Annotated in this window: 13 protein-coding genes and 1 pseudogene; 3 read left to right on the top strand and 11 right to left on the bottom strand. The window is 63.6% G+C overall.

All coding sequences use genetic code 11. From position 1 onward, the window contains the following. Positions 1 to 348: pseudogene (locus EN955_RS12515) on the top strand (LysR family transcriptional regulator); the annotation flags it as partial. A 165-nt stretch (positions 349 to 513) separates the two neighbouring features. On the opposite strand, the gene EN955_RS12510 reads toward EN955_RS12515, so the two are convergent. The 3 genes from EN955_RS12510 to EN955_RS12500 all read right to left on the bottom strand — a co-directional run bounded on the left by EN955_RS12510 (position 514) and on the right by EN955_RS12500 (position 4,067). Beyond that, entirely contained in the window at positions 514 to 1,422 is a 909-nt protein-coding gene (locus EN955_RS12510) for a DMT family transporter (protein ID WP_024504330.1), read from the bottom strand. A gap of 61 nt (positions 1,423 to 1,483) precedes the next feature. Continuing rightward, entirely contained in the window at positions 1,484 to 2,371 is an 888-nt protein-coding gene (locus EN955_RS12505; RefSeq protein ID WP_024504329.1) for a DMT family transporter, read from the bottom strand. 178 nt (positions 2,372 to 2,549) lie between these two features. After that, positions 2,550 to 4,067: a peptidase S10 gene (locus tag EN955_RS12500; RefSeq protein WP_024504328.1), complete on the bottom strand. Its 1,518-nt coding sequence runs from the start codon at positions 4,065 to 4,067 to the stop codon at positions 2,550 to 2,552. Between the two features lie 217 nt (positions 4,068 to 4,284). On the opposite strand from EN955_RS12500, the gene EN955_RS12495 reads away from it, so the two are divergent. Next, positions 4,285 to 5,034 carry a LuxR family transcriptional regulator gene (locus EN955_RS12495; protein ID WP_024504327.1) on the top strand — a complete coding sequence of 250 codons (750 nt, stop codon included), beginning with the start codon at positions 4,285 to 4,287 and terminating at the stop codon, positions 5,032 to 5,034. Between the two features lie 109 nt (positions 5,035 to 5,143). Here the strand turns inward: EN955_RS12495 and EN955_RS12490 are convergent, their stop codons facing one another. Together EN955_RS12490 and aguA are read right to left on the bottom strand one after the other, a co-directional pair. Then, on the bottom strand, positions 5,144 to 6,238 hold the full coding sequence (locus EN955_RS12490) for a polyamine ABC transporter substrate-binding protein (protein WP_024504326.1): 1,095 nt from the start codon (positions 6,236 to 6,238) through the stop codon (positions 5,144 to 5,146). Positions 6,239 to 6,283: 45 nt separating this feature from the next. Beyond that, on the bottom strand, positions 6,284 to 7,390 hold the full coding sequence (gene aguA / locus EN955_RS12485) for an agmatine deiminase (protein ID WP_024504325.1): 1,107 nt from the start codon (positions 7,388 to 7,390) through the stop codon (positions 6,284 to 6,286). A gap of 202 nt (positions 7,391 to 7,592) precedes the next feature. On the opposite strand from aguA, the gene EN955_RS12480 reads away from it, so the two are divergent. Continuing rightward, positions 7,593 to 8,099: an OsmC family protein gene (locus tag EN955_RS12480; RefSeq protein ID WP_013532532.1), complete on the top strand. Its 507-nt coding sequence runs from the start codon at positions 7,593 to 7,595 to the stop codon at positions 8,097 to 8,099. 3 nt (positions 8,100 to 8,102) lie between these two features. Here EN955_RS12480 and EN955_RS12475 read toward each other — a convergent pair whose 3' ends face one another. The 6 genes from EN955_RS12475 to radA form a co-directional block, all read right to left on the bottom strand. After that, positions 8,103 to 8,324 carry a hypothetical protein gene (locus EN955_RS12475; RefSeq protein ID WP_013532531.1) on the bottom strand — a complete coding sequence of 74 codons (222 nt, stop codon included), beginning with the start codon at positions 8,322 to 8,324 and terminating at the stop codon, positions 8,103 to 8,105. 168 nt (positions 8,325 to 8,492) lie between these two features. Further along, complete coding sequence (locus EN955_RS12470) at positions 8,493 to 9,122, bottom strand: hypothetical protein (protein ID WP_013532530.1); 630 nt, start codon at positions 9,120 to 9,122, stop codon at positions 8,493 to 8,495. Between the two features lie 133 nt (positions 9,123 to 9,255). After that, entirely contained in the window at positions 9,256 to 9,996 is a 741-nt protein-coding gene (locus EN955_RS12465; RefSeq protein WP_024504324.1) for an SDR family NAD(P)-dependent oxidoreductase, read from the bottom strand. A gap of 43 nt (positions 9,997 to 10,039) precedes the next feature. Further along, a complete protein-coding gene (gene purF / locus EN955_RS12460; RefSeq protein ID WP_013532528.1) occupies positions 10,040 to 11,509 on the bottom strand; it encodes an amidophosphoribosyltransferase in 1,470 nt (489 codons plus the stop codon). A gap of 105 nt (positions 11,510 to 11,614) precedes the next feature. After that, a complete protein-coding gene (locus EN955_RS12455; protein WP_024504323.1) occupies positions 11,615 to 12,313 on the bottom strand; it encodes a CvpA family protein in 699 nt (232 codons plus the stop codon). 63 nt (positions 12,314 to 12,376) lie between these two features. Further along, positions 12,377 to 13,780: a DNA repair protein RadA gene (gene radA / locus EN955_RS12450; RefSeq protein WP_013532526.1), complete on the bottom strand. Its 1,404-nt coding sequence runs from the start codon at positions 13,778 to 13,780 to the stop codon at positions 12,377 to 12,379. Positions 13,781 to 13,914 lie beyond the last annotated feature (134 nt).

Below are 13,914 nucleotides of genomic sequence, written 5' to 3'. Positions count from 1 at the left end.
CAAAAGGGGCTGGCCACGCGGCAGGCGGAACTGCCGCTGGCGCTGCTCGATCCATATTGCGGTTTTCGCGAAGCGGCACTTGCCGCACTCGATGCCGCCGGCCGCCGCTACCGCATCGCTGCCGGCAGCGCCAGTCTGGCTGGGCTGCGCACAGCGGTGAACGCCGGTGTCGCACTGACGCTGCGAACGGCCCGCTTTGCCCATTCCGGGATTATCGAGGCGCCGCGCGAGCTTGGCCTGCCGCAGGTGCCTTTGGCTGAGTTCGCCATCCGGCTGCGCGCCGGTGCCGATGGACCGGCAGCCGATCTGGCGACCCTGCTCAGCGGCAACCTTGCCTTGTCGGGCTGAATGCCCAAAGAAATCGACCTTGCGGTCGCCAAGTGGCAAAGAAAAAGCCGACCTTACGGTCGGCTTGGAGTAGGACGGGCCGAGGGGTTTTGGGGGGACTTGGGGATGGCCCGTCGCAGCAATAATGCCTGACCCGGATGATGGTTCCGTGACTGTGTCACTTTTTTAAGAAATATTTGACGTCGTGCGTTGCGAGCGGGCCATCAGCCAATCCCGCCCCGCATGGGCGAACACCGCACACAACACGATGACGCCGCCGATCATGCTGGCGACTGGGGCAATCTCGCCCAGGAACAGGAAGGCAAACAGGATCGCGAACGGCACTTCGGCCGAGCCGAGCAGTCCGGATTCGGCGGGCGGAATGAGCCGCGCGCCCTCCGTCCACAGGATCGAGGACAGCGCGAAGGACGCGCCGAAAGTGGCGAGCAGAACTGCATCCCTCGGCGAAACCGCCAGCGGATCGGTGACGAACCAGCCGAGCACGAACAGAAGGAAGGCCGACACCGCACCGGCCCACACGACCGGCGTGTCGCGGAAGGCGCGTACCATGATCATGTAAAGGCCACTGCCGATGGTCATCAGCAGTGCCAGTCCGTCGCCGAACAGATTGCCGGTGCCGAAGCCGGACCAGACCATGATCGCCACGCCGCACAGCGACACGGCGGCGGCGACCATCGTCTGCAACCGGAAGGGCTCGCGCGTCAGAACCCAGGCCAGCAGCGCCGTGACGAAAGGTGCTGTGGCATAGATGACGGCGACATTGGCGACGAAGGTGAACTTGAACGCCGAGATGAAGGCGATGCTGGCCAGCGCGCCTTCCACCGCCAGCAGCCAGCCGCGCCAGCCAAGCCGCAGGGTCTCACGCCCACCGGAACGGTGACGCCGCCACAGCACATACAGGCTGATCAGGATCGCGCCGACAAAGCCGCGCCAGCAGATGATGGTCAACGGGTCGGCGTGGATCGATTTCGTCAGCACGCCCGTCAGGCCGAAGACGGCGGCCGAGGACGACACCAGGATGATGCCGAGCGTGCGCTCCGCGGCGGTGTCGGTGGCGGCTGCAATGTCATTCATGCAACCCAGCCTACGCCGCTTGGTGCTGACATCGTAGTGTCAGCAATCATGGTAACCCACATCACAGCCGTTTGCGGAAATGCTCGGCGCCGACGATCAGCAGGCCGGCGGCGACGATCAGAGCAGCGCCCAGGAAGACTTCGCGGCGCGGCACGTCGCCCCAGATGGCAAAGCCGAGCGCGAACGCCCACAACAGCGAGGTGTATTCCAGCGGCGCCAGAACCGAGGCCGGCGTGCGCTTCATGCCTTCGAAGAGAAGGTATTGTGCCAGGCCGCCGAGTGCGCCGACGCTGGCAAGCAGCAGCAACTGCGCCAGGTTTGGCGTCTGCCACCAGAGCAGCGCCGGCACCGCCGAAAAAAGCAGGAAATAGAAATTGTTGAGCAGGAGCTGGATCATCGAGCGCTCGGCAAGGGCGGTCCTGCGCAAGAGCACGATGGCGATGCCCCACAAAAAGGCGGCCGCCAGAACCAGCAGCACCGGTACGGACAGGCCGAGATGGGTTGGATCGCAAGCGATGAACACGCCGGCAAAGCCGATCAGCACCGCCAGCCAGCGCAGCATCGGTACTTTTTCGCCGAGCAGAAACACCGAAAGCACGGTGACGATGATCGGGGCCGCGTAATAGACGGTGGTCAGTTCGGCGAGCTGCAGGCTGCGCGCGGCGTTGTAGTAGCAGAGCCACGCAGCAAGCGTGAAGGCGCTGCGCACCAGCATCGGCCGCACGATCGGCGAGCGCATCGTGTCGGCAAATAACTGTCGTCCGCCGATCGCCGCGCACGCACCCAGAATGGTGATGCTGCGGAAGAACATGATCTGCCAGACGCTCATGCCGACGACCAACAGCTTGATCGAAGCATCCTGTGTCGAAAACAAGAGATAGGCCGCACCGGTCAGCAGGATACCTGCAAGAACCCGCTCGCGTGTTTCGAGAATGGCGATATCGGCCATGAGGCGCGCGGGACCAAAATTGCCGGAGCGGCAGAAATGCTGTGAGGAGCGACACGAGGGACCCGGGAATTCAGCTCCCTCGGCACCAAGCTATACGGGCGAAAGTCGCTGCGGCGCTACGCCAGCCCGGTGCTTATGTTGGGGCAGGGGTCCATGGCGAGTTGCACTGTCGCCAACTCTATTGCGTCGCCTGATAGAGTTCCGAAGCGGCTTCTTTCAGCGCGCGCCGACCATCGGATCTGAAATACATCATGTGTCCGCCCTCGACGACGTCGAGACGGATGGGCTTGGCATTGGCGAGCAACGGGATCTGGTTCACTAGGTAGCGCGAGGCGAGGTAAGGTGTCACCAGGTCGGTGTAGCCGTTGACGATCACGACGCCGAGCGAAGGGTTCAGCGAGCGTGCTCGCTGCAGATCGTCCATCACCCCGGCATAGCCTTGCCGCGAGGCGCTGGTCCCGTAATCCCAATTGTGGCTGATTTCGCCATTGAGCAGCCGATAGCTGACATCGGTGCGAAAATGCAGTTCGTCGCTGATATAGCCGACGAACGCCGACGTCAGCGCCGGTACGCTGCGGTCGAGCACAGGATCCGGGCCGGCGATGCGGGCGCTCTCGGGCGCGATGTCGGCCGTGCCGATCGTGGCGTCATATGGGCTGAGCACCTTGCCGCTGGCGCGGGCGAACTCCCTTGCGAACAGGCCGGTGGGGATGCGGGCGGAGTTCCGCTGCACCAGGTCGAGCGGCAGGCCGGTGATGTCAGCCACGCGTTGGCTGGCCAGCCGCCTGCCTTGCTCCAGTCCGCTGGTGATTGCCGTGAGGTAATCGCCCATCGCATAATGTTCGACGTCTGCCAGCTTCTCCCGCAACGCGTCGCCGCTGACGCCTTCGGCGCGCAGGCGCACCGCCGCCAGTGAAGGCAGTTCGAGCGCCCAATGCAGCGGCTCGAATTCGTCGGGCTGCACCAGCGTGAACTCCAGCGCCGGGGAGATCAGCACGATGCCGTTCGGACTGATGCCGATATCTTCCTGCAACGTCCTGGAGAGCAGCGCTGCGCGGAACCCGCCATAGCTTTCGCCGGCGAGGAACAGCGGCGACCCGGTGCGGCCGTTCTGTGCGAGATAGAGCCGGATGAAGGCGCCTATCGAGCCGGCATCCTGGTTTACGCCCCAGAAATCGCGCGTGTCCTGACCCGGTGCCTCGCGGCTATAGCCTGTTCCCACCGGATCGACGAAGACGAGATCGGTCATGTCGAGCCAGCTGTCCGGATTGTCGATCAGTCTTTGCGGTGACGGCAGGAATTCGCCGTCGGCTCCCGTCGCGATTATCCGTGGACCGAGTGCGCCGATATGCAGATAGGTGGACGCTGCTCCAGGGCCGCCGTTGAACACGAAGGTGATCGGCCGCTGCTGGTCTTTGGCCCCGCTTGCCGGCGGCTCCAGTGTGTAGGCGACGTAGAAGATCTCCGCCGTGACGTCGCCCTTGCCCGATAGCAGCGACAGGGTCGCCGCCTTTGCCTGGTAATCCAGCTTGCGCCCGGCCAGCGTGATCGAATGGTTGGTGGTCTGCGGCGGCGGCAGCAGGGATAGCACGCCGCCCGAGGGCGCTGGCCGCTCCGCCGTTTCAGCCAGGACGGGCTGCGCCAGGACGGCGAGCATCGGCAGGATAAGGCAGATCAGTTTCAATTTGACCGGCATGATGGCTCCGCGACAACGACTCCCGCATAGGTATGGCCGAGAGGGTCGAAGTCAAAGGAAATGGCTGATTTGAACTTGCAACGGCTTGCGCTAGAGCCGGATGATTTCAGGTCGATCGACCTGAAATCTGAATCCGGCTCTAAATCAAACAGATGGAGCATGATGCCGTCCGAAAACCGCTTCACACTTTTCGGCATCATGCCTAGTATGAATTGGAATGCAGTCGAACCTTTCCCTCGATCAGTTTGGGCGCTGGAGCGGCGGTGTCGCCGCTGCGGCCGTTGCCGTGACACCCGAAGAATTGTCGGCTCGCTTCACGGCAGCGGCGAGCGAGTTGCTTGGCTCCGACCGCGCCTATGTCGGCTTTTACCGTCGCGACATCACATCCCTGACCATCGACGATGCCGGTCCCGATCGCTGGAACCGCGACTACGATGCACGACTGTATCGCCAGGATCCCTTCTTCCAGAGGTTCGCCAGCACAAGGCAGGATTTCCTGTTGCCGCTGTCGGCACTCCGCAATGGCGACTTCCAGCGGACTCCCTACTATCGCGAATTCTTCGGCCCTTCCGACAGTTTCGACGAGATCACCGGCGTGTTCAATCTCGACCGGCTGACCGCTGGCTACGTCACTTTTCTCAGGCGAAACGGGGCGGCACCCTTTGGCGAGCAGGATCTGGCGACGGCTTGCGCGGCAAGCAGCGCGACAAGGCTCATTTTGGAAAGATTGCTCCATCTGTGCCGCTTCCGGCACAAGGGCGCCGCAATCGGTGACGCTCGCTCGCGGCTGAGCAGGCGCGAGACCGAGATTGCGCGACATCTGGTCGATGGTGGCAACGCCAAGACGATTTCGCGATGCCTCGCCATCTCGCCCGGGACCGTCCGCAACCACATCAAGCAGATCTATCGCAAGCTCGGCGTGCACTCCCAGGTCGAGTTGCTGGCGGCCATCCGCGAAGCCGCTTGAGCCTGACGGCTTCCGCCCGGCTCTGTCTTTTTGCTTTGACGCAATTCCCAAGGGAAAGCGCTACGCGCTTTTCCCGGGAAAACCGCTGCGCACTTTTTCCGGAATTGCTCTATTGTCCCGTCACGATGCGCGTCCACATGCGGTTTTGGGATCGCAGCAGCTTTGGGTCGTTGTTGTCCACCACGAACAGCTTGGCCTTCACGGCATCAGGCGGAAAGACGCCGGGATCGCTGGCTATGGCCTTGTCCATCAGCGGCAGGGACTCCGGTATCGCATTGGCGTAGGAGACATAGCTGGAATTGGCCGCGGCGATATCGGGCCGCAGATTGAAGTTGATCCAGGCCTGGGCGTTGTCGGGATGCGGCGCATCTTTCGGTACCGCCATCGTATCGAAGTTGATGAGCGTGCCTTCTCTGGGGATGGAATAGGCGATCTCCAGCTTCTTTACGGATTCCGCCGCACGGGTCCTTGCCTGGAGTATGTCGCCCGACCAGCCCAACACCACACAGATGTCACCGTTGGCGAGGTCGTTGATGTATTTCGACGAATGGAAATAGCGGATGTAGGGCCGCACCTTGACCAGCAGGTCCTCGACCTTGGCGAGGTCGTCGGGACTGGTCGATTTGGGGTTGATGTGAAGGTAGTTCATCGCCATCGGGATGACTTCAGCCGGCGCATCGATGATAGCTACACCGCAATCGGACAGCTTCTTGACCACATCGACGTCGAAGACCATGGCGAAGGAATCTGTCGGCCCGTCCGGCAGCCGCTGCTTCACCGCAGCGACGTTGTAGCCAATGCCGTCGGTGACCGCCATATAGGGCACTGCATGCAGGTTCTGCGGGTCGGCGCCGGCGATCAGCGCGAGGGCTTGCGGATCGATCTTCGAGTGGTTCGCAAGCTTCGATTTGTCGAGTTCCAGGAAAGCCCCTGCTTTCACCTGGTTCTTGAGGAACGGATAGGCTGAAGGGTAGACCACGTCATATCCCGAGCCGCCGGTGAGCAGCTTGGTCTCAAGCACCTCGTTGCCGTCATAGACGTCGTAACGAACCTTGATTCCCGTTTCCTTCTCGAATTTCTCGGCCGTGTCCGGCGCGATGTAGTCGGACCAGTTGTAGACGTTGACGATCTTTTCCTCGTCCGCCGAAGCCGCATTTGCGCAGACGCCGCAGGCAAGCAGGGTTGAGAAGATCAGAGCGCGCATGAATGTCCTCCGTTTTCGCTATGTGTTCTCGGCATGCTCCGTCCCTCAACGTCGTTGCGGGGCATAGACCGGCAAGGTGATGCAGGCGACATTGCCGCCGCCCAGCAGGATCTCTCGCGAGTTTTCGATCCCGACTATTCGGTGGTCGGGAAACAGATCGGCCAGCGTCCGCTTGGCCTTCACATCGAGATCGCAGCCGAACTGCGGTACCACCACAACGCTGTTGCCCGGATAGTAGTTGATGTAGCTCGCCGCGATCCGGTTTCCGGCCGGTCGCGCCCAGGTCGAATCCAGCCGGTCCACGCCGTCGCTTTCTTCCGGCGTCATCTCGATCGGCAAAGGGTGGGGCAGCCGGTGAACTTCCAGCGCGCGGCCCTTCGCATCACGAGCCGAACGCAGCACCTCTTCGGCTTCGCGCACGATATCGTATTGCGGGTCTTCCCGATTGTCGGTCCAGCTCAGCACGACCACACCGGGGCGCACGAAGCAGCAAACGTCGTCGACATGGCCGTCGGTCTCGTCGAAGGCAAAGCCGCGTGGCAGCCAGATGACGGTGTCGACACCGAGATAGTCGCCAAGCTGGCGCTCCACCTCGGCCTTGCCGAGATGAGCGTTGCGATTTCGGTTGAGCAGGCATTGCTCCGTCGTGATGAGCGTGCCCTGACCGTCGCACTGCAACCCGCCACCCTCGGCGATCAGAGGTGCGCGGTAGCGATCCATGTTCTCGATTTCGAGCACTTTTTGCGCCGCAAGGTCATCCAGGTCCCATGGCGAATAGAGGCCGCCGTCAAAACCGCCATAGGCGTTGAAGATCCAATCGACGCCACGCACGTCGCCTTGATCGTTGACGACGAAATTGGGACCGCTGTCGCGCAGCCAGGAATCGTTGGTGGACATTTCCACGACGCGCACATGACCGGGCAATCGCGCTCGGGCATTCTGCCACTGGCGAGCAGAAGCCGCCACCGTCACCGGCTCGCTTTGCGCGATCGCCGCGGCGACATCGGCGAACAGTTTTTGCGCGGGCTTGGCGCCGAGGCGCCAGGTGTCCGGCCGCTCCGGCCAGATCATCCAGCAGCCTGACTTGGGTTCGAATTCGCCGGGCGCGCGAAACCCATCCTGTTTCGGCCTTGTCGAGAGGGTTCGAGGCATCGGGGACCGCCGGGAAATGGAGTGATGACTTGCCCGGATCAGACTTTTTTGGGACCTTGTCCGTCAATGTCCCATTTGGGATATCGGTGTAGGCGGCTGGCACCTGTTGCGGAATGGCATTGCCTTCCCAAGGTGATCGGCGCAAATCTTGACCGGACGGCGCATGCCGGTGACGCAAGCAGTCGACGAAAGGGGAAAGCGGATGGATGCGACCGAACTGAAGGCCATGCAGGCGCCGCTGAAGCAGGCCTATCGTGACGACGCTTCGCAGGCCATGATCACGCTTCGCGCCAAGGGCTCGATCGACGACCAGTCGGTTGCCTGCAAGGTGGAGACGGGCAGGGCGCTCGCCATCGCCGGCCTGCATCCGGCAACAGGCGGCTCAGGCCTTGAGCTCTGCTCGGGCGACATGCTGCTGGAGGCGTTGGTCGCCTGCGCCGGGGTGACGCTGAAGGCGGTGGCGACGGCGCTCGAGTTCAAACTCGGCGCCGCCGCGGTAGAGGCTGAAGGCGATCTCGATTTTCGCGGCACGCTCGGTGTCGCCAAGGATGCGCCGGTCGGCTTTCGCGCCATCCGGCTCAATTTCAACCTCGATACCGATGAGCCGCAGGAGCGGATAGACTCGCTGCTGAAGCTGACCGAGCGTTATTGCGTGGTATTCCAGACCATCAGCCAGAAGCCGGAACTGACGGTCAGCGCACGCCGCTGACGCCTACTGTGCTGACGGTTCTTCGGCGTCACCCTCGTCGGTGAAGGGCGAGGCGCTCGGCACGCATTGCACCGACCAGCCGGCCGGTGTCGGCTGCTTCTGATATTCGGTGATGGCGGCGGTGCATTGTTCGCGCTTGTCGAAGGTGCTGGGCAGCACGACCATGCCGCCTTGCGGGCCGGCGATTACCAGATACCAGACCAACGCTGCTGCGGTCGTAGCCATGGGGATTTCCTTGTTCTGCCAGTTGGGCGCTTGTTGTGGGAGTCGCTGTGACCCTACCAACTCCATGGAAATGACGAAAGCATGACCGCCGCACAGCTTCCCGCCGCCAAATCACAGCCGCGTGATGTGACGGCGGGTTTCCCAGCCCGATTTCGAAGCGCAATCGGCTCAGTTGGTGGCAAAACAATAGAACAAGCCATCGCCCCCGGTGCCCTTCAGCGCCTCTTGGCTGCAGCCGCCGCGCGAGGCGTGCGAGGAATTCCAGGATTTGGCGGCTGCCGAATCGTCGAGGCCGGTACGGTCGTGATGGCCCATCATCGCGGCGCCTTCCGCCCCGCTCATCGTCCAGTCGCCGCAGGTCTGGTCGGCGATCTTGGTGCCGTCGGGCTTGGAGCCGGTCAGCACGTCGTGGCGGTTCGGCGTGTCACCGCGGCCGTTGACCACTTCGCCTTTCTCGTTGAGCGCCGTCTGCTTGGTGATGCCGTTGGCATCGCTGTGCAACGAGGCGACGTCGTCAGCGATCTTGACGCCCTTGGCGTTCACCCACGGCCCCTTGCCGATACGGTCGCGGGCGTCGGTGTCGCTGGTCGACAGATAGGCGGCCCAACTCTTGCCGGTGACGCCGGCGGCTTCCGCCAGCGATGCGCAATGCGCGTCAGCACCCTTGAGGCCGCCGAGGTCGGCACCCTTGCCGGAACCGACACTGGTGACGAAGAAGCTCATCTTGGCATCTTGCGAGTAAGCGGCGCCCGCGGCTGCGATCAGGATGGCCGCGGTGGCGAGAAGCAGTTTGCGCATGGTGGTTCCTCCGGTTTGGGCTTCGACTACGTCGAAGAAACGTTTCCGGAGGCCTGTTTAATCCCTACGCATGTCGCTTAAAAGTGCGCAGCGGTTTTTGGGAAACCGACATGCGTCAAAAAAAGGCTCAAGTTTATTCCGGCTGCCTATAGGCGACGAAGCGATTGTGCTTGGCCTGGAAGATCAATCCGGTCTCTTTCAGGTCCGGGCTGGCCAGCGGCACGATCCGCTTGGCGATCTCGGAGGGATGCGGCAACGTCTCGGGATCTTCGCCCGGCACTGCCTGGGCACGCATGGCGGTGCGGGTGGCGCCGGGGTCAGCGGCGTTCACCCTGAGCGGCAGGCTCTGCGTCTCATGCGCCCAGGAGCGCATCATCGTCTCCGCCGCGGCCTTGGATGCCGCGTAGGGTGCCCAGAAGGCGCGCGCCGAGTGCGCGGCGTTGGAAGACAGGATGATCGCGCGGCCAGCATCGGAGAGCCGCAGCAGAGGGTCGACCGAGCGGATCAGCCGCCAGGTCGAGGTGACGTTGATGGTCATCACCTTCTCGAAGGTTTTTGCTTCGACATGACCGATCGGCGAAATGACGCCGAGAACGCCGGCATTGGCGACGAGAATGTCGAGCTTGCCCCAGCGTTCGTGGATGGCGCCGCCCAGGCGGTCGATGCCGGCCATGTCGGCGAGGTCGAGCGGCACCAGTGTCGCCTGGCCGCCGGCCGCCTTGATCTGGTCGTCGAGCTCTTCCAGCCCGCCGACAGTACGAGCCACCGCAATGACATGCGCGCCGGCGGCAGCCAATTCCTTGGCAATGAAATAGCCGATGCCGCGCGAGGCGCCGGTGACGACCGCAACGCGGCCGGAAAGGTCGAGGGTCATGCGATGGATTCCGGGAATTGACTAACGCTGATGGCGGTCCGGCCTACGTCCCGCTTGTCGCCAGCAGCGACAGCGTGCGCACATTGTCGTGGCCTTCGAAGTCGAGCAGGCGGGTCGGGTACTGGCCGGTGAAGCAGGCATCGCAGAATTGCGGCTGGTCGTTGTCGCGGCTGGCCTCGCCGACCGCGCGGTAGAGCCCGTCAATGGTGAGGAAGCCAAGCGAATCGACGCGAATGAACTCGGCCATCTCCTCGATCGACATGCGCGATGCCAGGAGCTTCGATTTCTCCGGCGTGTCGACACCGTAGAAGCAGGAGGCGCGTGTCGGCGGTGAGGCGATGCGCATATGCACCTCCTTGGCGCCGGCGTCGCGCACCATCTGCACGATCTTCTGGCTGGTGGTGCCGCGCACGATGCTGTCGTCGACCAGAACCACGCGCTTGCCTTCGATCATGCGGCGGTTGGCATTGTGCTTCAGCTTGACGCCCATATGGCGGATCGAATCGCCCGGCTGGATGAAGGTGCGGCCGACATAATGATTGCGGATGATACCGAGCTCGAAGGGAATGCCGGCCGCCTGGCTGAAGCCGATCGCCGCCGGCGTGCCCGAATCCGGCACCGGCACGACGATGTCGGCCTCGACCGGGCTTTCGACCGCCAGCTCGGCGCCGATACGCTTGCGCACCTCATAGACGTTGCGGCCTTCGACCGAGGAATCCGGCCGCGCGAAATAGACATATTCGAAGATGCAGAAGCGGGTCTTCTGCGGCTCGAAGGGGAACAGGCTCTCGATGCCCTTGGACGTGACGACGACCATCTCGCCGGGCTTCAGGTCGCGCACGAAACGCGCACCGATGATGTCGAGCGCGCAGGTTTCGGAGGCCAGGATCCAGGCGCCGTCGAGATCGCCCAGCACCAGCGGCCGGATGCCGAGCGGATCGCGGCAGCCGATCATCTTCTTGGCCGTCATCGCCACCAGAGAGAAAGCGCCCTCGACCTGCCGCACCGCATCGATGAAACGCGAGTTCAAATCACGCTCCTTGCTGGTGGCGACGAGGTGCAAAAGCGTCTCGGTATCGGAGGTGGAGGAGAAGATCGCGCCTTGCTTCTGCAGCGCGCGCTGCACGGTCATGGCGTTGGTCAGATTGCCGTTGTGGGCGACGGCGAAACCGCCATCGGCCAATTCGGCGAAAAAGGGCTGGATGTTGCGCATGCCGGCGCCCCCCGTGGTGGCGTAGCGCGTATGGCCAATGGCGCGGTTGCCTTGCAGGCTGTCGATGACGCGCTGCTTGGTGAAGGTGTCGCCGATCAGGCCGACATGGCGTTCGACATGGAACTGGCTGCCGTCATAGGAAACGATGCCGGCCGCTTCCTGGCCGCGATGCTGCAGCGCATGCAGGCCCAATGTAACGATGGCCGCAGCGTCCTGCCGACCGAAAATGCCGAACACACCGCATTCGTCGTGGAAATGGTCGTCGGCCTCGGCGGAAAGCACGTCGTCTGCGTCTGCCATCTTAAGCTCCGCTAAAATCGCCATATAATGCGGGTTCGCGCCGAAAGCAACGCGGGCCGTGCAGTCGTTCACACCATCGTCAGATCCTGACGCCGTTTTTCGGCGTCAGTTTGCCGGTGCCGCCGGTGCCGGAGCGGCCGGGGCGTTGTTCGCCGGTGGTGTTGCGTCATTGTCGTCAGGCACCGGCGCGTTGGTATCGTCGCCGCCCGCCGGAGCATCCGCCGCCGGTGCGTCCGCCGCCGGAGCATCCGCCGCCGGTGCGTCCGGAGCAGCTGGCGTCTCGGCGGCCGGCTGATTCGGATTGAGCTTCTTGAGGATCGCGTTTTCCGGATCCTCGGGCAGCAGGCTTTCGAGCTTGGCGCCGATTTGTTCGAGCAGCGGCCGCGATTTGGCTTCCGTGACCCAGGCTGGCGCCTTGGCGCCGGCCAGCCAGTTGAAGAACAGCAGGGCGACGGCAACGACCAGGATGCCGCGCGCGGCGCCGTAAAGGAAACCGAGCGTACGATCGAGCGCGCCGATCCGGGAATCGATGATCCAGTCGGCGAGCTTCATGGTGATGACCGAGACGACGATCAACGCGATGATGAAAACCACGCCGGCGGCGGCCGCCATGGCGACCTTTTCATTCTCGATGTAGGGCGCGAGGTAAGGCACGACCGGCTTGTAGAAGAAGAACGCCGCCGCTGCCGCCGCTGCCCAGGAGACGACGGACAGGACTTCGCGCGAGAAGCCGCGAACCATGGCGAGCATCGCCGAGACCAGAGTGAAGCCGACGAGAATTCCGTCAAGCAGCGTAATCGGCATGTCTTTCGCCCCACTCCATGAGCCGCATTATAGCGCCGAACATCGGGCTCTGGGTCCGATGCTCTAGTCTTCTTCGTCCACGCGGCTTCGGCGTGAGCCGGCTATGCGTGCCACGAGGTCGGCAAGCTCGGTCGGCTGGAAAGAACCGGCCCCGATCCCCCCGGCCAGTTCCCCGCTGCCCGAGGGCAGAACCGCGCTTCCAAAACCCAGCTTTTCGGCTTCCTTGAGGCGCTGTTGCGCATGCGCAACCGGCCTCACGGCGCCCGAAAGGCTGATTTCGCCGAAATAGACGCAATCGGCGGGAAGGGCAAGACCGGTGAGCGAGGAAACCAGGGCGGCCGCCACTGCGAGATCTGCCGCGGGCTCCGAAATCCGGTAGCCGCCGGCGACATTGAGATAGACATCATGGCTGCCGAATCGCACCCCGCAATGGGCTTCGAGAACCGCCAGGATCATCGACAGCCGGGCGCCGTCCCAGCCGACGACGGCGCGGCGCGGCGTGCCGAGCGAGGAGGGTGCGACCAGTGCCTGGATCTCGACCAGCACCGGCCTTGTCCCCTCCATGCCGGCGAAAACCGCCGCCCCCGGCGATTTGGCATGGCGTTCGCCAAGAAAAAGCTCGGACGGATTGGCGACCTCGCGCAGGCCCTTGTCCGACATTTCGAAGACGCCGATCTCGTCGGTCGGTCCAAAACGGTTCTTCACCGTACGCAGGATGCGGTAGTGGTGGCCGCCTTCGCCTTCGAAGTAGAGCACGGCGTCAACCATGTGCTCGACGACGCGCGGCCCGGCGATCTGGCCTTCCTTGGTGACATGGCCGACCAGTACGATCGCCGCACCCGTGGATTTCGCATAGCGGATCATCGCCTGGGCGGCAGCGCGCACCTGGGTGACGGTTCCGGGTGCCGAATCGGCAAGGTCGGTCCACAGCGTCTGGATCGAATCCAGGATGACGAGATCAGGCCGCTTGCCGTCGGCGATCGTCGCCAGGATGTCCTCGACATTGGTCTCGGCGGCAAGTTCCACCGGAGAGGAGGCGACGCCAAGCCGCTGCGCCCGCAGCCTGATCTGCGCGACCGCCTCTTCGCCCGAGACATAGACGATGCGGTGGCCTTTTGATGCCAGCGCCGCGGCCGCCTGGGTGAGCAGCGTCGACTTGCCGATGCCGGGGTCGCCGCCGACCAGCAGCGCCGAGCCGCGCACGAACCCGCCGCCGGTGGCGCGATCGAGTTCGCCAATGCCCGAGATGATGCGTGGCGCGTCCTCGATATCGCCGGACAGCGTGGTCAGCACCACGGCGCGTCCCTTGCGGGCGTTGCGCGTGTTGGCTGGTCCTGAGCCGATGCCGCCGGACGTGCCTTCCTCGACCAGCGTGTTCCACTCGCCGCAGGCATCGCATTTGCCGGCCCAGCGCTGATGCACCGATCCGCAACTTTGGCAGATGAATTGGACGCGCGACTTGGCCATTAGATGGAAGCCACGCCGTGACAGGCTGGCGGGGCAGCGCCCCTCTCTGGCCTGCCGGCCATCTCCCCCTCCAGGGGGGAGATTTGCAGCTTCAGCGCTTGCGCCTTCTTTTCAACGCCAAAAATTGGCGAAAG

Origin of the sequence: Mesorhizobium sp. M7A.F.Ca.CA.001.04.2.1 (assembly GCF_003998485.1) — a bacterium.
Taxonomy (GTDB): Bacteria; Pseudomonadota; Alphaproteobacteria; order Rhizobiales; family Rhizobiaceae; genus Mesorhizobium; species Mesorhizobium ciceri.
The sequence above is the reverse complement of the archived record's forward strand: the minus strand, read 5'-3'. Positions and strand labels throughout refer to the sequence as shown.

What these genes read in the sequence shown, in the direction of transcription:
- EN955_RS12510 (WP_024504330.1), bottom strand. Translation starts at nt 1,422, where the DNA reads ATGAATGACATTGCAGCCGCCACCGACACCGCCGCGGAGCGCACGCTC.
- EN955_RS12505 (WP_024504329.1), bottom strand. Translation starts at nt 2,371, where the DNA reads ATGGCCGATATCGCCATTCTCGAAACACGCGAGCGGGTTCTTGCAGGT.
- EN955_RS12500 (WP_024504328.1), bottom strand. Translation starts at nt 4,067, where the DNA reads ATGCCGGTCAAATTGAAACTGATCTGCCTTATCCTGCCGATGCTCGCC.
- EN955_RS12495 (WP_024504327.1), top strand. Translation starts at nt 4,285, where the DNA reads ATGCAGTCGAACCTTTCCCTCGATCAGTTTGGGCGCTGGAGCGGCGGT.
- EN955_RS12490 (WP_024504326.1), bottom strand. Translation starts at nt 6,238, where the DNA reads ATGCGCGCTCTGATCTTCTCAACCCTGCTTGCCTGCGGCGTCTGCGCA.
- aguA (WP_024504325.1), bottom strand. Translation starts at nt 7,390, where the DNA reads ATGCCTCGAACCCTCTCGACAAGGCCGAAACAGGATGGGTTTCGCGCG.
- EN955_RS12480 (WP_013532532.1), top strand. Translation starts at nt 7,593, where the DNA reads ATGGATGCGACCGAACTGAAGGCCATGCAGGCGCCGCTGAAGCAGGCC.
- EN955_RS12475 (WP_013532531.1), bottom strand. Translation starts at nt 8,324, where the DNA reads ATGGCTACGACCGCAGCAGCGTTGGTCTGGTATCTGGTAATCGCCGGC.
- EN955_RS12470 (WP_013532530.1), bottom strand. Translation starts at nt 9,122, where the DNA reads ATGCGCAAACTGCTTCTCGCCACCGCGGCCATCCTGATCGCAGCCGCG.
- EN955_RS12465 (WP_024504324.1), bottom strand. Translation starts at nt 9,996, where the DNA reads ATGACCCTCGACCTTTCCGGCCGCGTTGCGGTCGTCACCGGCGCCTCG.
- purF (WP_013532528.1), bottom strand. Translation starts at nt 11,509, where the DNA reads ATGGCAGACGCAGACGACGTGCTTTCCGCCGAGGCCGACGACCATTTC.
- EN955_RS12455 (WP_024504323.1), bottom strand. Translation starts at nt 12,313, where the DNA reads ATGCCGATTACGCTGCTTGACGGAATTCTCGTCGGCTTCACTCTGGTC.
- radA (WP_013532526.1), bottom strand. Translation starts at nt 13,780, where the DNA reads ATGGCCAAGTCGCGCGTCCAATTCATCTGCCAAAGTTGCGGATCGGTG.